Here is a 15,188-nt window from a genome sequence, read left to right on the forward strand (position 1 = left end):
ACGGGAATAAAGGCTCAGGCGGTCGTTCTCGGACGGGCGCCTGAGCCTTTCTTTTCGAGGAGCTTGAGGAGCAGAACCATGAAGCAGAACCACAACTCCCGCCGCGTCAACGAGCGAGCCCGTGAGGCCCTTGCCAACATCCTTTTGTTCGATGTCAGCGACCCGGCGCTTCACCTGGTCACCGTCACCGGCTGCGAGGTCTCGGTGGACAAGAGCTTCATGCGCGCGTTCATCGCCTGTGAGGCCGACCGCTACGACGAGGTTCTCGAGGCGCTCACCCGCGCCCGGGGCCATATCCGCACCCAGCTGGCCCGCCAGCTTGACTGGCGGCATGTGCCCGAGCTGGACTTCCGCATCGACACCACGACGGACGAGGCCGAGCGCATCGGGCGCGCCCTCGAGAACGTCCCGTCCACGATGAGCGTCGAGAAGGACGAGAACGGCTACCCGGTGCCCGCGCCGGGTGCCGACGAGAGCGACGCGGCGCTCGCTGCCGGCGAGGCCGCAGGGGAGGCGCAGGCCGAGGACCCGTCCCCGGTGGCGGTGTGTGATCCCGGCGACGTCGAGGTGCAGACTTCGCCTAACCTTGATGTGACCGAGGACGACCTTCAGAAGAAGTTCGCCGACAAGGACGATGCGATGGGACATCGCTCCGACCTGTAAGTGAGGTTTCGTGACACGTACCGAGGAAACGGAGGCCGGCCCACGCGCGACGGTGGACGCCGACCTCCGCGGCTTTGACCACGTCCGCGCCGCCATCGAGCCGGCGAAGACGATCGTGCTGTGTGCCCACACGCGGCCTGACGGCGACGCGATCGGCTCGGTGCTCGGGCTCGCCGGCGCCCTGCGCCAGCGGTGGCCCGAGAAGGCCGTCACCTGCCTGTTGGCCGACGACGACCCGGTGCCCCGCATCTACCGGTTCCTTCCGGGGTCCGAGTGCTTCGTGGCGGCGTCGGCGTACCGAGGCGACCCCGACCTCTTCATCGCGCTCGACCTGCCCACCGACACGCGCCTGGCGAACGCCAAAGCGGTGCTCGACCGCTCGCGCGCGGTGGCGGTCATCGACCACCACCCGTCCGACGGGTCGTTCGGCACGTGCGGGTGCGTGCGCACGACGGCCGCGGCGACCGGTGTGCTGGTGTGCAAGTTCGCGCTGTTCCTCGGTGTGGCGATCACCCCTGCGATGGCGAACCAGCTCTTCTGCGCGCTGGTGACGGACACGGGGCGCTTCCAGTACCAGAACGCCGACGCGGAGTGCTTCCGGATCGCCTCGCTGCTCGTGGACGCCGGGGCAGACCCCGCGTGGATCAGCCTCAACGTGTACCAGAACTTCCGCCTCGCGTACCTCCGGCTCGAGGGGCGCGTGATGCAGCGCATACGCACGCTCTTCGGCGACCAGGTGTCGTACAGCTACGCGACCCGTGCGGACCTGGAGCTCACCGGCGCCCGCGACGAGGAGTGCGACGGCCTTATCGACCAGGTGCGCTCCGTCGAGGGCGTGGAGGTGGCGCTGTTCCTCAAGGAAGGCAAGACGCCGGGCGTCGTGCGCGGCAACCTGCGCGCCAAGGGCTCCGTGGACGTGTCGGCCATCGCCCGCGCGGTCGGGGGCGGCGGCCACCGGGCCGCGGCCGGCTTCTCTATCGAGGGCACCATCGACGACGCGTTCGAGATGGTGATGCCGCTTATCGAGCAGGCGCTGGCGGAGCAGGCGGAGGCGTCGAAGGACGACGGCAAATGAGGCGCCGTGAGCCGGTGATGGACGGCCTCATCGCCGTCGACAAGCCAGCGGGCATGACGAGCCACGACGTGGTGGACCGCGTGCGGCGCGGCCTCCACGAGCGGCGCGTCGGTCATGCGGGCACCCTCGACCCGGCGGCGACCGGCGTCCTGCTCGTGGGCGTGGGCCAGGCGACGAAGCTGCTCGGGCGGCTGACGCTCGACGACAAGCGCTACGAGGCGCGCGTGGTGCTCGGGCAGGAGACCGAGACCGACGACGCCGAGGGCGCGGTCACGGGTGGGGCTCCAGCGCCCGAGCGCCTTGCCGACCCCGCTGTCGCCTCGGCCGTGGTGGCCTCGATGGTGGGAGAGCTCGAACAGGTCCCGCCCGCGTTCTCGGCCATCTCGGTGAACGGGCGACGGGCCTACGACGCCGCGCGCGCCGGGGAGGCGGTCGAGCTGCAACCGCGGACCGTCGAGGTGCTCGACGCCCGGCTGATCGACGCGCGGGTCGGGGAGGTTCCCGGCACCGTCGAGTGGGACTGCGCCTTCTCGGTCTCCAAGGGCTGCTACATCCGCGCGCTGGCGCGCGACCTCGGTCGCGAGCTGGGCTGCGGGGGCCATTTGGGTCAGCTGCGGCGCACCTCCTCTGGAGCTGTGGATCTCTCGCGCGCGGTCGCTCTCGAGGAGCTGGCCGAGGGGGGCGTGGAGGCGGCGCGCGGCGCGCTGCTCGACCCGGTCGAGCTGGTCGGGCTCCCGGTGCGAGTCCTCACTGAACACGAGCAACTCATGGCCGCCCAGGGCAAGCGACTCCGGTGGAACGGTGCCGACGGCTCGGTGTCCCTTGTGCGCGACGACAGGCTGTACGGCATCTGGACGGCCGCGCACGGCTCGCTCTCGTGCGACCTGAACCTGGTGCGCGGCGTCGAGGGGGTGCGCCGTGGCTGAGACGGGCACGGCGCGGCTGCAGGAGCTTGCCGAGGGCGCCTTCGGCGGTCGACGTCGGCTTCCGGGACCTCTGGCGCTCGATGGCGACGGTTGGCAGGCGGACGCATGGCCGCTGGACGGCCGCTGGCGCCCGGGCGACCGATGCGACGTGGTCCTCGGGGCCTTCGACGGGGTCCATGGGGGGCACCGTGCCCTGCTTGCCGCGGCACGCGCGCGGGCGAGTGCGCTCGGAGTGCCGCTCGTCGCGATGACGTTCGACCCGGATCCCTCGGCCGTCGTGGGTCGCCCGCAGGAGTCGCTGCTTCCCTGTGAGGATCGGCGCCGCTGGCTCGCCGCCGCGCCGGTGGACGGGATCGTCTCGTTCCGCTTCACCCCGGAGCTGGCGGACCTCGACCATCGCTCGTTCCTCGTCGGTCCCGTGGCCGGCGTGGCCGCCCCCGTGGAGGTGCACGTGGGCGAGGGGTTTCGCCTGGGGCGGGGCGGCGCGGGGACCGTCGAGCGGCTGCAGGAGGACGGCGCGGCACTGGGGTACCGGGTGGTCGCCGAGCCCCTCGCGGTGGTGGGCGGCGCGCCGGTGAGCGCGACGCGCGTCCGCTCCCTCCTCGACGAGGGGGACGTGCTCCAGGCCTCGGCACTTCTCGGCCGACCGCCGGTGGTGCGCGGCACGGTGGTCCACGGCCGGGGCGAGGGCGCGGGTCTCGGCTTCCCGACGGCGAACATCGAGGTGACGCCCGGTAGCGCGTGCCCTCGCTCCGGGGTCTACGCCGGGATCGTGCGCGTGGGGCGCGACGCATGGCCGGCGGCCGTCAACGCCGGGAAGCCGCCCACGTTCACCGACGAGGAGGAGCGCGGCTTTCTGGAGGCGATGCTGCTCGGGTTCTCGGGCGACCTCTATGGGCGAGACGTGGAGGTGGCGCTGCTCGAGCCGTTGCGGGCGAGCCGGCCGTTCACTTCGGTGGAGGGGCTCCAACGGGCGGTCGAGGGCAACATCGAACAGGTGCGCTCCCTCTTGGGCGACCGTCCGGTCCGGTTGCGCGAGGACGGGGCCGCGTCGCCGGCGGTATGCTGAAAGCCCGTCCGTCACCGTCGGAAGGCCCGTCGCCCATGATCAACCCGGAGGACAAGGAGCGCGTCCGCGAGGCCATCGATTTCGTCTCGCTCGTGGGGGAGACCGTCGTCCTCAAAGAGCGCGGCTCGGGGGACTTCTGGGGCTGCTGCCCGTTCCACCAGGAGAAGAGCCCGTCGTTTCACGTGCGGAGCTCGACGGGCCTGTGGTACTGCTTCGGCTGCGGCGAGGGAGGCGACGTCTTCGACTACGTCCAGCGCCGTGACAACCTGAGCTTCCCGGAGGCGCTCCGCGCGCTGGCGGAGCGGGCCGGCATCGAGCTGCAGGAAACGGGCCCCGCGGCACGAGGCCCCAAGCGGAGCCGCCTCGAGTCCTGCCTTGCCGACGCCTGTGCGTTCTACCAGAACCAGCTGCTCCGGGTGCGTGGCGACGGCCCGGACGCGGCGCGCGCGTACCTGGGCGGCAGAGGGTTCGGCTCGGCGGTCTGCCGTCGGTGGGGGCTCGGTTACGCTCCCGGCCGAGGGGCGCTGGTCTCATACCTGCGGGGTCGTGGGTACACTCGCGACGAGGTTTTGACGGCCGACCTCGCCGTGGACCGCAACGGCCGGCTCCAGGACCGGTTCTACGAGCGCGCGATGTTCCCCATCTGCAACGAGCGGGGCTCGGTGATCGGCATGGGCGGCCGCGTGCTCGGCGACGGCAAGCCCAAGTACCTCAACTCCAAGGACTCGCCGGTGTGGCACAAGTCCAAGAACCTCTTCGCCTACGACCGTGCGAAGGAGGGCATCGTCGCCGCCGGGACCGCCATCGTTGTGGAGGGGTACACCGACGCGATCTCGCTCCATGAGGCCGGGTTCACGAACGTGGTGGCGGTGCTCGGCACGGCGCTCACGGCCGATCACATGAAGCTGCTCGAGCGCCTGCGGCCCGGGCGCATCGTCATGATGCTCGACGGCGACGAGGCGGGCCAGCGCGCGGCCGAGAAGGCGGTGCGGTTCCTCGGAACCGCCGAGGCCGACATGCGGAGCGTCGTGCTCCCGGACAACTTGGACCCGGCCGAGTTCGTCGCGGCCCATGGGGCGGACGCCCTTCGAGAGCGCCTGGACGCGGCGCCTCCGCTCGTGGAGTTCGTGCTCGAGAAGAACCTCGCCGGCCAGCGCCAGGGGAGCCTCGGCGCACGAAACAAGGTCCTCTCGCACCTGGCGCGCGTGATCGCTCCGTTGAGGGACGACCCGTCGTTCCCGGGCTATGTGACGCTCGTGGCCGACCGGCTCGGTCTCGATGCGGGCCGGGTGGCCCGGGAGGCCCGGGCGGCCGAGCCGCTCGGAGATGAGCCGGGGACGGACGGCGCGCCCCAGCCGGCCCCAGCCCCCGACACTTTTCAGAACGACTACGGTGCGGACGAGCCATGGGCCGACACCGACGGCCCCGGGTCGTGGTCGTTTGAGAGCTCGGTTCCTCCGGCCCCGGTCGTGGTGAGCCCGGGACCGGTGCAAAGCCCCGCTTCCACGCGCCGCTCCCAGCTGGAGCGTGAGCTTGTGTGCCTGATGGCGGAGAGCCCGGACCTCATGGGGCCCTTCTCGGAGCGGGTGGCGCAGGTTTCCTGGTCCGACCCGGCACTCCAGGCCATGGCCTGGGCCATGATGATGCAGCCTCCGGGGACGTCGCCGGCGGCGCTCGTGCAGGCGGCCGAGCAAGCGGTGCCCGGAGCGGCGCATGTCCTCTCGGGTGGCTCGGTGGGCAACGCGGGCGAACGGGAGGTGACGCTCCTCTTGGACTCGCTCGAGTTTCTTGCCGCGAAACAGCGCGTGCCCCAGATCCGCTCGCTCCTCAGCGCGTGGCCGGACCGGCCGGACGCCGACCAGCTCTTCCGCGAGGCGGAGGCACTCAAGGCCCGGATCGCCGAGCTTCAGGATTCCTTCTCAAAGCGCGGTTGACCTTTCAAAGGAGGGTTTCCTTCGGGTAGCATAGAAGCATGTGTGCGGCTTGGAAGGAGACTTTTGGCAACCAAGAAGAAGACCCCGACCCTCTCCGACGACCTCGCCCAGGTGCGTGACGGGCTCATCGCGTCCTCCAAAAAGAACAACGGGAGCGTCACCGAGGACGACATCCAGGTGGCCCTGAGCGACATCGAGGTGGACGACGACGAGCTGAGCGACCTCTACGACGCGCTGCGGGCCAAGGGCGTGAAGATCGACGACTCCGGCGCCTCAACTCCCGCGCTGCCGTTCGACGCTGCGGCCGAAGAGGCGGACCTCGGCCCGGAGCCCGGCTCCGACGACGAGGAGCCGATGAGCGAGGACGACGAGGAGGGTCTCTCGGCCGAGGACCGCGAGGCGCGCTCCCTCTCTGTGCCCTCCGCTCCCAAACCCTCCACCAAGCGCAAGCGCCGCACCAAGAAGCGCCGCCAGGACACCTCCACCGTCATGCTGACCGGCGACCCGGTCCGCATGTACCTGAAGGAGATCGGCAAGGTGGACCTGCTGTCTGCCGCCGACGAGGTGCACCTGGCCATGAAGATCGAGGCGGGCACCGAGGCGACCGAGAAGCTCAACGCCTTCCACAACGGCGAGGTGGACCTCACCCGCGCCGAGCAGCGGCGCTTGAACCGTATCGAGCAGATGGGCCTCGAGGCCAAGCAGCAGCTGATCAGCGCCAACCTGCGCCTGGTGGTCTCCATCGCCAAGCGCTACGTGGGTCGCGGCATGCTGTTCCTCGACCTCATCCAGGAGGGCAACCTCGGCCTCATCCGCGCCGTCGAGAAGTTCGACTACACCAAGGGCTTCAAGTTCTCCACCTATGCCACCTGGTGGATCCGCCAGGCCATCACCCGCGCCATCGCCGATCAGGCCCGCACGATCCGCATCCCGGTGCACATGGTCGAGACCATCAACAAGCTCGTCCGCGTGCAGCGCTCGCTGCTCCAGGAGCTCGGCCGCGACCCGACCCCGGAGGAGATCGGCGCCGAGATGGGCATCTCGGCCGACCGCGTGCGCGAGATCCAGAAGATCAGCCAGGAGCCGGTGTCCCTCGAGACCCCGATCGGCGAGGAGGAGGACTCCCAGCTCGGCGACTTCATCGAGGACTCGGGCGCCGTCGCGCCCCCCGAGGCGGCGAGCGACTCGATGCTCCGCGAACAGCTGGACCAGGTGCTCGACGGCCTCGCCGACCGCGAGCGCAAGGTGATCAAGCTGCGCTTCGGCCTGGAGGACGGGCACCCGCGCACCCTGGAGGAGGTGGGCCGGGAGTTCGGCGTCACCCGTGAGCGCATCCGGCAGATCGAGTCCAAGACCCTGGCCAAGCTCCGCCATCCGAGCCGGAGCGGCAAGCTCAAGGACTACATGGACGAATGAGGTCGCCCAAGCCCGACGCAGCCGGCTGACCCCGCGCACGTTCGAAGCCCCGTGCCCTGAGCCCCTTGGGGGGCGTTGGGCGCGGGGCTTTTGCGTGCCTCGTCGCGACGTGGCCAAAGGGAGCAGCCCGATGGCTCAGAGGCCCTGCGTTGCGCGAAAGAGCCGATGGGGGGCAAACACCTGGACGGTTTGCCCCCTATCGACGGTTTTCCGGCCCGAGCCGGCCGGAAGCGCCGGTTTCGTTCGTTTCCGTGGCAAGCATTGCAACGGTTTACCCTATATCGGCTTCGCGGCGCGGCAGTGACGAAACGGGGCACGTTTCGTGGCGTCGTCGGGCTTCGGCTAGTAGGTCATCCCCATTGCCTCGCGAACCTCGTCCAGGGTCTCGTTGGCGATGGCGTTGGCCTTCCGGTTGCCCTCGTGGATGATCTCCTTCACGAGCCCCATGTCCTTCGCGTACTCGGCGCGGCGCTCGCGGATCGGGGCCATGAAGTCGTCCACCACCTGTGTCACGTACTTCTTCAGCTGGCCCGAGCCGCCGTCACCGATCTCGTCGGCGATCTCGTACGGGTCGCGCCCCGTCATCGTCGCCGCCGTCGTGATGAGCGCGGACACGCCGGGGCGGTTCTCGGGGTCGAAGGTGATGTGGCGGTCGCTGTCCGTCTTGGACTTCTTGATGAGCTTGGCGGTCTCCTCGGCGGTCATCGAGAGCGCGATGGCGTTGCCGTAGCTCTTGGACATCTTGCGGCCGTCGAGGCCCGGGAGCAGGGGCGTCTCGGAGAGGAGCCCGACGGGCATCGGGAACACCCTGCCGTAGCGCTCGTTGAAGCGGCGGGCGATGTTGCGGGTCTGCTCGATGTGGGGCAGCTGGTCGCGGCCCACCGGCACGAGCTGCGCCTTGCAGAAGAGGATGTCGCAGGCCTGATGGACCGGATAGGTGAGCAGGAGCCCCGTGAGGGCGTGGCCCGAGGCCTCCTGTTCCGCCTTCACCGTGGGGTTGCGGTGCAGCTCGCTCTCGGACACGAGCGACAGGAAGGGCAGCATCAGCTGGTTCAGCGCCGGGACGGCCGAGTGGGTGAAGATCATCGAGCGCTCAGGGTCGATGCCCACCGCGAGGTAGTCGAGCACCATGTTGTAGGCGTTGTCCTGGATGTGCTCGGTGGTGTCGCGGTCGGTGATCACCTGGTAGTCGGCGATCAGGATGTTCGTGTTGACGCCCATGTCCTGCAGGCGGACGCGCTCCTTGACGGTGCCGAAGTAATGGCCCAGGTGAAGGCGCCCGGTGGGGCGGTCGCCGGAGAGGAGCGTGTAGGCGCCGGGCTCCTTCTCGATGCCGTCCCAGGCCTCGTCGCTCCGGCGCTTGGCTTCTGCGTAGCTCTCCTCGTTGGCCATCGGGCCCTCCCTTATGCTCGGCGCCACGTGGCGCTCTCGTGTCCAGTGCACCATGGTAGTGCACGGGGCTCGAACGGTGCGCCCACCCGTTCCGTCCCTTGATTGTGAAAAGGCCCTGAACGTCAATGGCCGCTCGCCGAAAAGGACGAGCGATCCCACGGGCGCTGGATGGTGCCATCGTTTATATCGGAGGCTCTCGTTTCAGACAGGCCCGGCCCCTGTGGGCCGCTTGTGACGCGTGTGGGCGCGCCCCTGTGCCCGAGTGCCACACCGCGAGACGTCCCCTGCGGCTCTTAGTGGGCGGATGCTGGGATTTCAGCTTGTGGGGACATCAAGTGTGCACTGGACGGCACGCCGCTCGTTGGTCTGTGCTGGCCAGAGAAGGCCACAACATGTAGTGTGTAGTGTACGAATCGACTCCAATGGGTTGTTGATTGAGCGCCTCCGAATTCTGTGATGCCATAAAAGTCAAGGATCGTTTTTCCCTTCCTTTCTCGTCACAGTGGAGAGGCGCTCGCGCGCCCGAGGGGGCGAGCCGGCGCACGGCGAGGATATGAGCGCGGCGCCGAGAGGCCGCGAGGTGCGAAGCGGGGGAGGAAGAGCGCCATGAAGATCATCAAGCGCAACGGCGCGGAGGTCGTGTTCGACGTTCAGAAGATCATCAACGCTATTCAGAAGGCCAACGTCACGGTTCCCGAGGTCGACCGCCTCACCCCGGAGCAGGTGGACGACTGCGGCACCGCGGTCGAGGCCGAGTGCGAGGTCTGCGGCCACACGGTGACCGTGGAAGAGGTCCAGGACATGGTCGAGGACCAGATCATGGCCAAGGGCGCCTTCTCGGTCGCGCGCAACTACATCACCTATCGCTACGTCCAGAGCCTGAAGCGCCAGTCGAACACCACGGACGACCGCGTGCTCTCGCTCATCGAGTGCAACAACGAGGACGTCAAGCAGGAGAACTCCAACAAGAACCCCGCCGTGAACTCCGTGCAGCGCGATTACATGGCGGGCGAGGTCTCCAAGGACCTCGCCATGCGCCTGCTGCTCCCGCAGGAGGTCGTCGAGGCTCATAACGAGGGCATCATCCACTTCCACGACGCCGACTACTATGCGCAGCACATGCACAACTGCGACCTCGTGAACCTCGAGGACATGCTGCAGAACGGCACCGTGATCTCGGGCACCCTGATCGAGAAGCCCCACAGCTTCTCGACGGCCTGCAACATCGCGACCCAGATCATCGCCCAGGTGGCGTCGAGCCAGTACGGCGGCCAGTCGATCTCGCTCACGCACCTGGCGCCGTTCGTGGACGTGTCGCGCCGCCGCATCCGCCTCGAGATCATCCGCGAGCTCACGGAGCTTGGCATCGAGCCCACCGACGAGCGCGTGGGCAGGATCGTCGAGGAGCGCCTGCTCGACGAGATCCGCCGCGGCGTCCAGACCATCCAGTACCAGGTCGTGACCCTCATGACCACGAACGGCCAGGCTCCGTTCGTGACCGTGTTCATGTACCTCAACGAGGCCCGCAGCGAGCAGGAGAAGCACGACCTCGCGCTCATCATCGAGGAGACGCTCCGCCAGCGCTACGAGGGCGTGAAGAACGAGGCCGGCGTGTGGGTCACCCCGGCGTTCCCGAAGCTCATCTACGTGCTCGAGCAGGACAACCTGGAGCCTGGCCAGCCCTACTACTACCTCACGCAGCTTGCGGCGAAGTGCACCGCCAAGCGCATGGTGCCCGACTACATCTCTGAGAAGATGATGCGCGAGCTCAAGCTCTCCAAGGGCGAGGTCCCAGGCGAGGGCGACGTGTACACGTGCATGGGGTGCCGCTCGTTCCTGACGCCGGACCGTTCCGGAAACGGCTACGACAACGTCGCCAACGCCGGCAACTACGAGCCCGACAAGCCCAAGTACTATGGGCGCTTCAACCAGGGCGTCGTGACCATCAATCTGCCGGACGTGGCGCTCAGCTCCCACGGGGACATGGACGAGTTCTGGGAGGTCTTCGACGAGCGCCTCGAGCTCTGCCACCGCGCGCTCCAGTGCCGCCACAACCGCCTCAAGGGGACGCTGTCCGATGCCGCGCCGATCCTCTGGCAGTACGGCGCGCTCGCGCGCCTGCCGAAGGGCACGGCCATCGACCCCTTGCTCTATGGCGGCTACTCCACGATCAGCCTCGGGTACGCCGGCCTCTACGAGTGCGTCAAGTACATGACGGGCAAGTCCCACACCGACCCTGAGGCCGAGCCGTTCGCCCTGCAGGTGATGCAGCACATGAACGACAAGTGCGCCGAGTGGAAGGCCGCGGAGAACATCGACTACTCGCTGTACGGCACGCCGCTGGAGAGCACCACCTACAAGTTCGCGAAGTGCCTGCAGAAGCGCTTCGGCGTGATTCCCGGCATCACGGACAAGGGCTACATCACCAACAGCTACCACGTGCACGTGACCGAGGAGATCGACGCCTTCACCAAGCTCAAGTTCGAGAGCGAGTTCCAGCGGCTGTCCCCGGGCGGCGCCATCTCCTACATCGAGGTCCCGGACATGCAGGACAACCTGGAGGCCGTGATGAGCGTCCTGCGCTTCATCTACGACAACATCATGTACGCGGAGCTCAACACCAAGAGCGACTACTGCCAGAAGTGCGGCTTCGACGGCGAGATCCAGATCGTCGAGGACGACGGCAAGCTCGTGTGGGAGTGCCCGCACTGCGGCAACCGCGACCAGTCCACGCTCAATGTCGCGCGCCGCACCTGCGGCTACATCGGGACGCAGTTCTGGAACCAGGGTCGCACCGAGGAGATCCGCGACCGAGTGCTTCACCTGTAACGCACGGTGACTCGGGCGGGGCGACGGGGGCCACCTCGCCGCCCCGTTTTCTGCAAAAGGGGACGGAGCGTTTTGCAGGTCATTGCACATGTGATGCGGAGGCACGATGAACTACGCAGAGGTCAAGCGATGCGACATCGCCAACGGCGTGGGCGTGCGCACGTCGCTCTTTGTGAGCGGCTGCACCCACCGCTGCCCGGGGTGCTTCAACGAGGTGGCCTGGGACTTCTACGCCGGCGACTCCTTCACGGAGGAGGTCGAACAGCAAATTATCGACTCCCTCGCGCCCGACTATGTCCGAGGCCTCACGGTGCTCGGCGGCGAGCCTCTGGAGCCGAGCAACCAGCGCGCGCTGCTGCCCTTCCTCAAGCGGGTGCGCCGAGTGCGGCCGGAGAAGGACATCTGGATGTACACCGGCGACGTGTACGAGGAGGTCACCGACCCGAGCAGCCCGCGGCACACCGAAGCCACCGACGAGCTGCTCGGTCAGGTGGACGTGCTGGTGGACGGGCCGTTCGTCTCGGAGCTGAGGGACATCACGCTGCGCTTCAAGGGTTCCTCGAACCAGCGGCTCATCGACGTTCCTAAGACGCGCGCGGCCGGTCGCGTGGTGCTCTGGGAGGACGACCCCATGTTCGTGCGCCACACGATGGGGCCGCGCAACGTGAAGGTGCCGGAGCACGGCGAGCGCTAGACCGTGATCTCCACCAGGTTGCCCTCGGGCCCCGCGACGCAGCTCTCGTAGTAACCGTCGCCCGTGATCCGGGGGCCGCTGGTCACCTCGTAGCCCGCGTCGCGCAGGCGCTCGGTGAGCGAGTCAACGGCCTCCTTGCTTCCCACGCTGAAGGCCAGGTGCGCGTAGCCGTGACGCGCCGCCTTGTCGCCGTGGGCGTCGAGCCCCGGCTTGTTCATGAGCTCGAGGCGGGCGCCCTCGCCAAAGGACAGGAAGTACGAGCGGAAACCCGTCCTGATGTTGTGGTAGAGCTCGCCGGAGGTGGCGGCGAAGTACTCCTCAAAGAAGGCCTTCGCGGCCTCGAGGTCCTCGACGTACAGGGCGACGTGCTCGATCTTCATGGGGTGCTCCTTGGTCGGCAGGCGGGGGCGATTCAATTCTGACGACCAACTGAGCGACGGAGGGCGGCAAGTTTGCTCGCCATTGCGCGCGGGTCGTGCGACGCCCTTGTGCTGCGAGAACTTGAGGCGCGCGCACCAGGCGCGCCTGTTTGTCTGCTCGGGCGCGGGATCGACGGTCCCGATTCGCGCGAGCACAGGGACCCGAGCGCTACAGATTGCCCACGAGCACGTGGCGGAGGTGCCTCCGCGCGACGTCGGCCAAACGACGGACGTCGCGCGGAAGGGTCGGGCCTGTGTCCCGCTTCTTCCAGGCCGGGAAGAAGCGCGTCACGTGCAATGTCAGGTCCGGGTCCACGGAGGCGAGCCACGCGGCCAGCGCGCCCATCTCGTCGTCGGAGTCGTTGAAGCCCGGCACCACGAGCGTCGTCACCTCCACGTGGCAACCCGGCTCCTCCGAGAAACGCTCGATGGAGGCCTTGACGGTGGTCAGCTCGCCACCGAGCGAGCGGTAGCCGTCCTCGGAGAAGCACTTGAGGTCCACGTTGACCGCGTCCGTGAGGGGCGCGACGGCGTCGATCACCGCCGGTTCGAAGCACCCGTTGGTGACGAGCACCGTCGCCAGGCCCGCCTCGTGCGCCAAACGCTCGCCGTCGCGCACGTACTCCCAACCGCACAGGGGCTCGTTGTAGGTCCACGCGATGCCACAGGTGGCAGGGTGTTCCCGTTGCACGTCGAGCGCGAGCGAGACCAGCTGAGCCGGCGTGACCTCGCGCCATGGCACCTGCGCGGCGCCGCACTGGGCGATCTCGTGGTTCTGGCACCACGGGCACCGCAGGTTGCAACCGTAGCTGCCCACCGACACCACGAGCGATCCGGGACGCCAGCGGGCGATGGGCTTCTTCTCGATAGGGTCGAGGGCCAGGGAGGTCACGCGGCCGTAGTTCGCGTCGAAGACCGTGGACGTCCCGTGCTCGTCTCGGCATCCGCGAGCACGACAGAAGCCGGTGCCGTCGGCCGGGATGACGCACCGGCGCGGGCAGCTCTTGCAGACGGCGCGTGAGACGTTGTAAAGAGACGAGACTGTCTCATTTCCGGCCGGTGGGACGTTTCTGTCTCTTTGATCTGTCTCACGGGGGCTCATAGGTGCCGCTCCACGCGGAAGCGCTGCAACAGGATCGGTTCGGCGTGCGCGTCGATGGCGCCTTTCTGCGCGGCGATGGCCACCTGCTCCTCGGCCGCGTCCACGCCGGCGAGGTCGGGCAACAGCACGCCGCGGCGGCCGTCCTCCGTCGATACGATCACTCCGTACACACGCGGGTCGAGCTCGTCGAGCGATGCGACGGGCTCCGGGTCTCCCAGCACGTCGACGTCCAGCACAAGGTCGTCGAGCTCGTCAGGTTGCACGGGACGGAACCGCGGGTCACGGGTGCTGGCGCTCTTTGCGTTGGCGACGATCTCGTCCGAGAGGCACGCCTGCGTGGGCGCGAGCGTGCCGATGCATCCCCGTAGCTGGCCGTGCTTCTTCAGGGACACGAAACAGGCGCGCGGCACGTCGAGCAGCGCCCGCACCGGGTGCGGCGTGCGACGCTCGTCGAGCAGGTCGTCCACCTCGTCGCCGGTGAGGGTGTGCCGATCGCGTACCCAGGCCTCGATGGACGCGCGGGCCAGCGCCACCAGGGGGTCCTCGGCGCTGCGGCGCTCGTGGGAGCGGCGCATCATGAGCTCCCGGTACTGCTCGCCAAAGTCGCGGCTCGGGTCGTGGCCGGTGGGGGAGTACGCCGCCACCGCGTAGCCCACGCCGAACGGGCCCTCGTGGCTCAAGAGCTCCGCATCGACGGTGGTGCGATCGAGCGCGCCCGCCATCATCTGGAAGGAGCGGAGGCCGCACTCGGCGGCGCGCTCGGCGAGGTCCTGGTCGATGGCCAACAGCCCGAGGAAGTCCCCGGTGGCGAGCGCGTCCACAACCTGCTTCTCGAACAATGGCGCCTCCGGGGCGAACCCGTAGGGGCCCGACTCCAGGAGCTTGTGGGACAGGTCGCCGCTCGCCACGTAGACGACCGAGCGTCCAAGCTCTTCGGCCGCTCGTGCCACGGCCATGCCCATGCGGTAATGCTCGAGCGGGGAGAGGCCGGAAAGCCCCAGTCGCACGTACTCCGGGCTTGTCGTTCCGGCTTCGGCGCAGGCTCGCTCGATGAAATGGACGGGGATCAGCGTGCCGTGGTCGAGGCTCGGGTCCTGGCGGCCGAGGGTGCCCGTCGCCACACCGGTTGCGACGCCCTGGCGCTCGATCTCGTGGGCGAGGGTCTCGTCGTACCGCACGCGATAGCGCGGCGTGCGCGCTCCGAACTGGGAGAAGTCTCCCTGCGCGCTCGGGCCATCGGAGATCTGGATGTAGTCGGCGTAGAGGGGCGCGTGCGGGCTGCTGACCACCACCGCGTCCGGCCGCAGCGCGGCGATCCGGCGCGCGACCTCCTGGTAGGCCGCCACGGTGTCCGGAATCTCGCGCTCTTTTCCTGGGCTCACTTCCGGGACGATCAGCGGCGGGTGTGGGACGGCGAACGCGGCAACGACAGCCATGGGAGGCCTCCAAAGACGAGACGGCTCAGCCCATCGTAACCCGGCGACGTCGCGGGCTTCTGTGGCGCGCGTCGGGCGACCATTCTTGGGCCTGTGGAATGGATGGTTCTCGGGTCAGGTGCCCGATAACCACGCAAACTGCGCGTCGGATGGGAGGCTTTCTGTGAGGTTGCCCGGTTTCGGTGCATTGCGCGCGCGGGATGCTCACCTATCGGGCACCGGGCTCGAAAGCC

12 protein-coding genes are annotated in these 15,188 nt (G+C 68.5%); 8 read left to right on the forward strand and 4 right to left on the reverse strand.

Going from position 1 to position 15,188, the window contains the following annotated elements; all coding sequences use genetic code 11:
- Nucleotides 1–78 precede the first annotated feature (78 nt).
- From rbfA to rpoD, 6 genes are all read left to right on the forward strand, one after another.
- A complete protein-coding gene (gene rbfA, locus QJ043_RS02030) occupies nucleotides 79–663 on the forward strand; it encodes a 30S ribosome-binding factor RbfA (protein ID WP_430538455.1) in 585 nt (194 codons plus the stop codon).
- A gap of 10 nt (nucleotides 664–673) precedes the next feature.
- Nucleotides 674–1,738, forward strand: a complete 1,065-nt coding sequence (locus tag QJ043_RS02035; protein WP_283712500.1) for a DHH family phosphoesterase — start codon at nucleotides 674–676, stop codon at nucleotides 1,736–1,738.
- The gene (gene truB, locus QJ043_RS02040) at nucleotides 1,735–2,664 is read left to right on the forward strand and encodes a tRNA pseudouridine(55) synthase TruB (protein ID WP_283712501.1); all 930 of its coding nucleotides are present in this window, start codon (nucleotides 1,735–1,737) and stop codon (nucleotides 2,662–2,664) included. The genes QJ043_RS02035 and truB overlap by 4 nt, the downstream gene beginning before the upstream one ends.
- Entirely contained in the window at nucleotides 2,657–3,733 is a 1,077-nt protein-coding gene (ribF, locus tag QJ043_RS02045; RefSeq protein WP_283712502.1) for a riboflavin biosynthesis protein RibF, read from the forward strand. The genes truB and ribF overlap by 8 nt, the downstream gene beginning before the upstream one ends.
- Nucleotides 3,734–3,768: 35 nt before the next feature.
- Nucleotides 3,769–5,667: a DNA primase gene (dnaG, locus tag QJ043_RS02050; protein ID WP_283712503.1), complete on the forward strand. Its 1,899-nt coding sequence runs from the start codon at nucleotides 3,769–3,771 to the stop codon at nucleotides 5,665–5,667.
- 63 nt (nucleotides 5,668–5,730) lie between these two features.
- Nucleotides 5,731–7,083, forward strand: coding sequence for an RNA polymerase sigma factor RpoD (gene rpoD, locus QJ043_RS02055; protein ID WP_283712504.1), 1,353 nt, complete (start codon nucleotides 5,731–5,733; stop codon nucleotides 7,081–7,083).
- Nucleotides 7,084–7,425: 342 nt separating this feature from the next.
- On the opposite strand, the gene trpS is transcribed toward rpoD, so the two are convergent.
- Nucleotides 7,426–8,475 (reverse strand): tryptophan--tRNA ligase, encoded by a 1,050-nt coding sequence (gene trpS, locus QJ043_RS02060; protein ID WP_283712505.1) that lies wholly within the window; start codon nucleotides 8,473–8,475, stop codon nucleotides 7,426–7,428.
- Nucleotides 8,476–9,081: 606 nt separating this feature from the next.
- Between trpS and nrdD the strand changes: the two genes are divergently transcribed.
- Nucleotides 9,082–11,304: an anaerobic ribonucleoside-triphosphate reductase gene (gene nrdD, locus QJ043_RS02065; RefSeq protein WP_283712506.1), complete on the forward strand. Its 2,223-nt coding sequence runs from the start codon at nucleotides 9,082–9,084 to the stop codon at nucleotides 11,302–11,304.
- A 106-nt stretch (nucleotides 11,305–11,410) separates the two neighbouring features.
- Nucleotides 11,411–11,998, forward strand: a complete 588-nt coding sequence (gene nrdG, locus QJ043_RS02070; RefSeq protein WP_283712507.1) for an anaerobic ribonucleoside-triphosphate reductase activating protein — start codon at nucleotides 11,411–11,413, stop codon at nucleotides 11,996–11,998.
- Here the strand turns inward: nrdG and QJ043_RS02075 are convergent.
- The 3 genes from QJ043_RS02075 to amrA form a co-directional block, all read right to left on the reverse strand.
- Nucleotides 11,995–12,378: a VOC family protein gene (locus QJ043_RS02075; RefSeq protein ID WP_283712508.1), complete on the reverse strand. Its 384-nt coding sequence runs from the start codon at nucleotides 12,376–12,378 to the stop codon at nucleotides 11,995–11,997. The two genes, nrdG and QJ043_RS02075, sit on opposite strands and share 4 nt — an antisense overlap.
- Before the next feature lie 208 nt (nucleotides 12,379–12,586).
- Nucleotides 12,587–13,519, reverse strand: a complete 933-nt coding sequence (locus QJ043_RS02080) for a radical SAM protein (protein WP_283712509.1) — start codon at nucleotides 13,517–13,519, stop codon at nucleotides 12,587–12,589.
- Nucleotides 13,516–14,955, reverse strand: coding sequence for an AmmeMemoRadiSam system protein A (gene amrA, locus QJ043_RS02085; protein ID WP_283712510.1), 1,440 nt, complete (start codon nucleotides 14,953–14,955; stop codon nucleotides 13,516–13,518). The genes QJ043_RS02080 and amrA overlap by 4 nt, the downstream gene beginning before the upstream one ends.
- Nucleotides 14,956–15,188: the final 233 nt, after the last annotated feature.

It is taken from the genome of Kribbibacterium absianum (assembly GCF_030067705.1).
GTDB classification, from domain to species: domain Bacteria; phylum Actinomycetota; class Coriobacteriia; order Coriobacteriales; family Atopobiaceae; genus Kribbibacterium; species Kribbibacterium absianum.

Coding starts and splice junctions, on each gene's coding strand:
- dnaG (WP_283712503.1), top strand. CDS start 3,769: ATGATCAACCCGGAGGACAAGGAGCGCGTCCGCGAGGCCATCGATTTC.
- nrdD (WP_283712506.1), top strand. CDS start 9,082: ATGAAGATCATCAAGCGCAACGGCGCGGAGGTCGTGTTCGACGTTCAG.
- nrdG (WP_283712507.1), top strand. CDS start 11,411: ATGAACTACGCAGAGGTCAAGCGATGCGACATCGCCAACGGCGTGGGC.
- truB (WP_283712501.1), top strand. CDS start 1,735: ATGAGGCGCCGTGAGCCGGTGATGGACGGCCTCATCGCCGTCGACAAG.
- amrA (WP_283712510.1), bottom strand. CDS start 14,955: ATGGCTGTCGTTGCCGCGTTCGCCGTCCCACACCCGCCGCTGATCGTC.
- QJ043_RS02080 (WP_283712509.1), bottom strand. CDS start 13,519: ATGAGCCCCCGTGAGACAGATCAAAGAGACAGAAACGTCCCACCGGCC.
- rbfA (WP_430538455.1), top strand. CDS start 79: ATGAAGCAGAACCACAACTCCCGCCGCGTCAACGAGCGAGCCCGTGAG.
- QJ043_RS02075 (WP_283712508.1), bottom strand. CDS start 12,378: ATGAAGATCGAGCACGTCGCCCTGTACGTCGAGGACCTCGAGGCCGCG.
- trpS (WP_283712505.1), bottom strand. CDS start 8,475: ATGGCCAACGAGGAGAGCTACGCAGAAGCCAAGCGCCGGAGCGACGAG.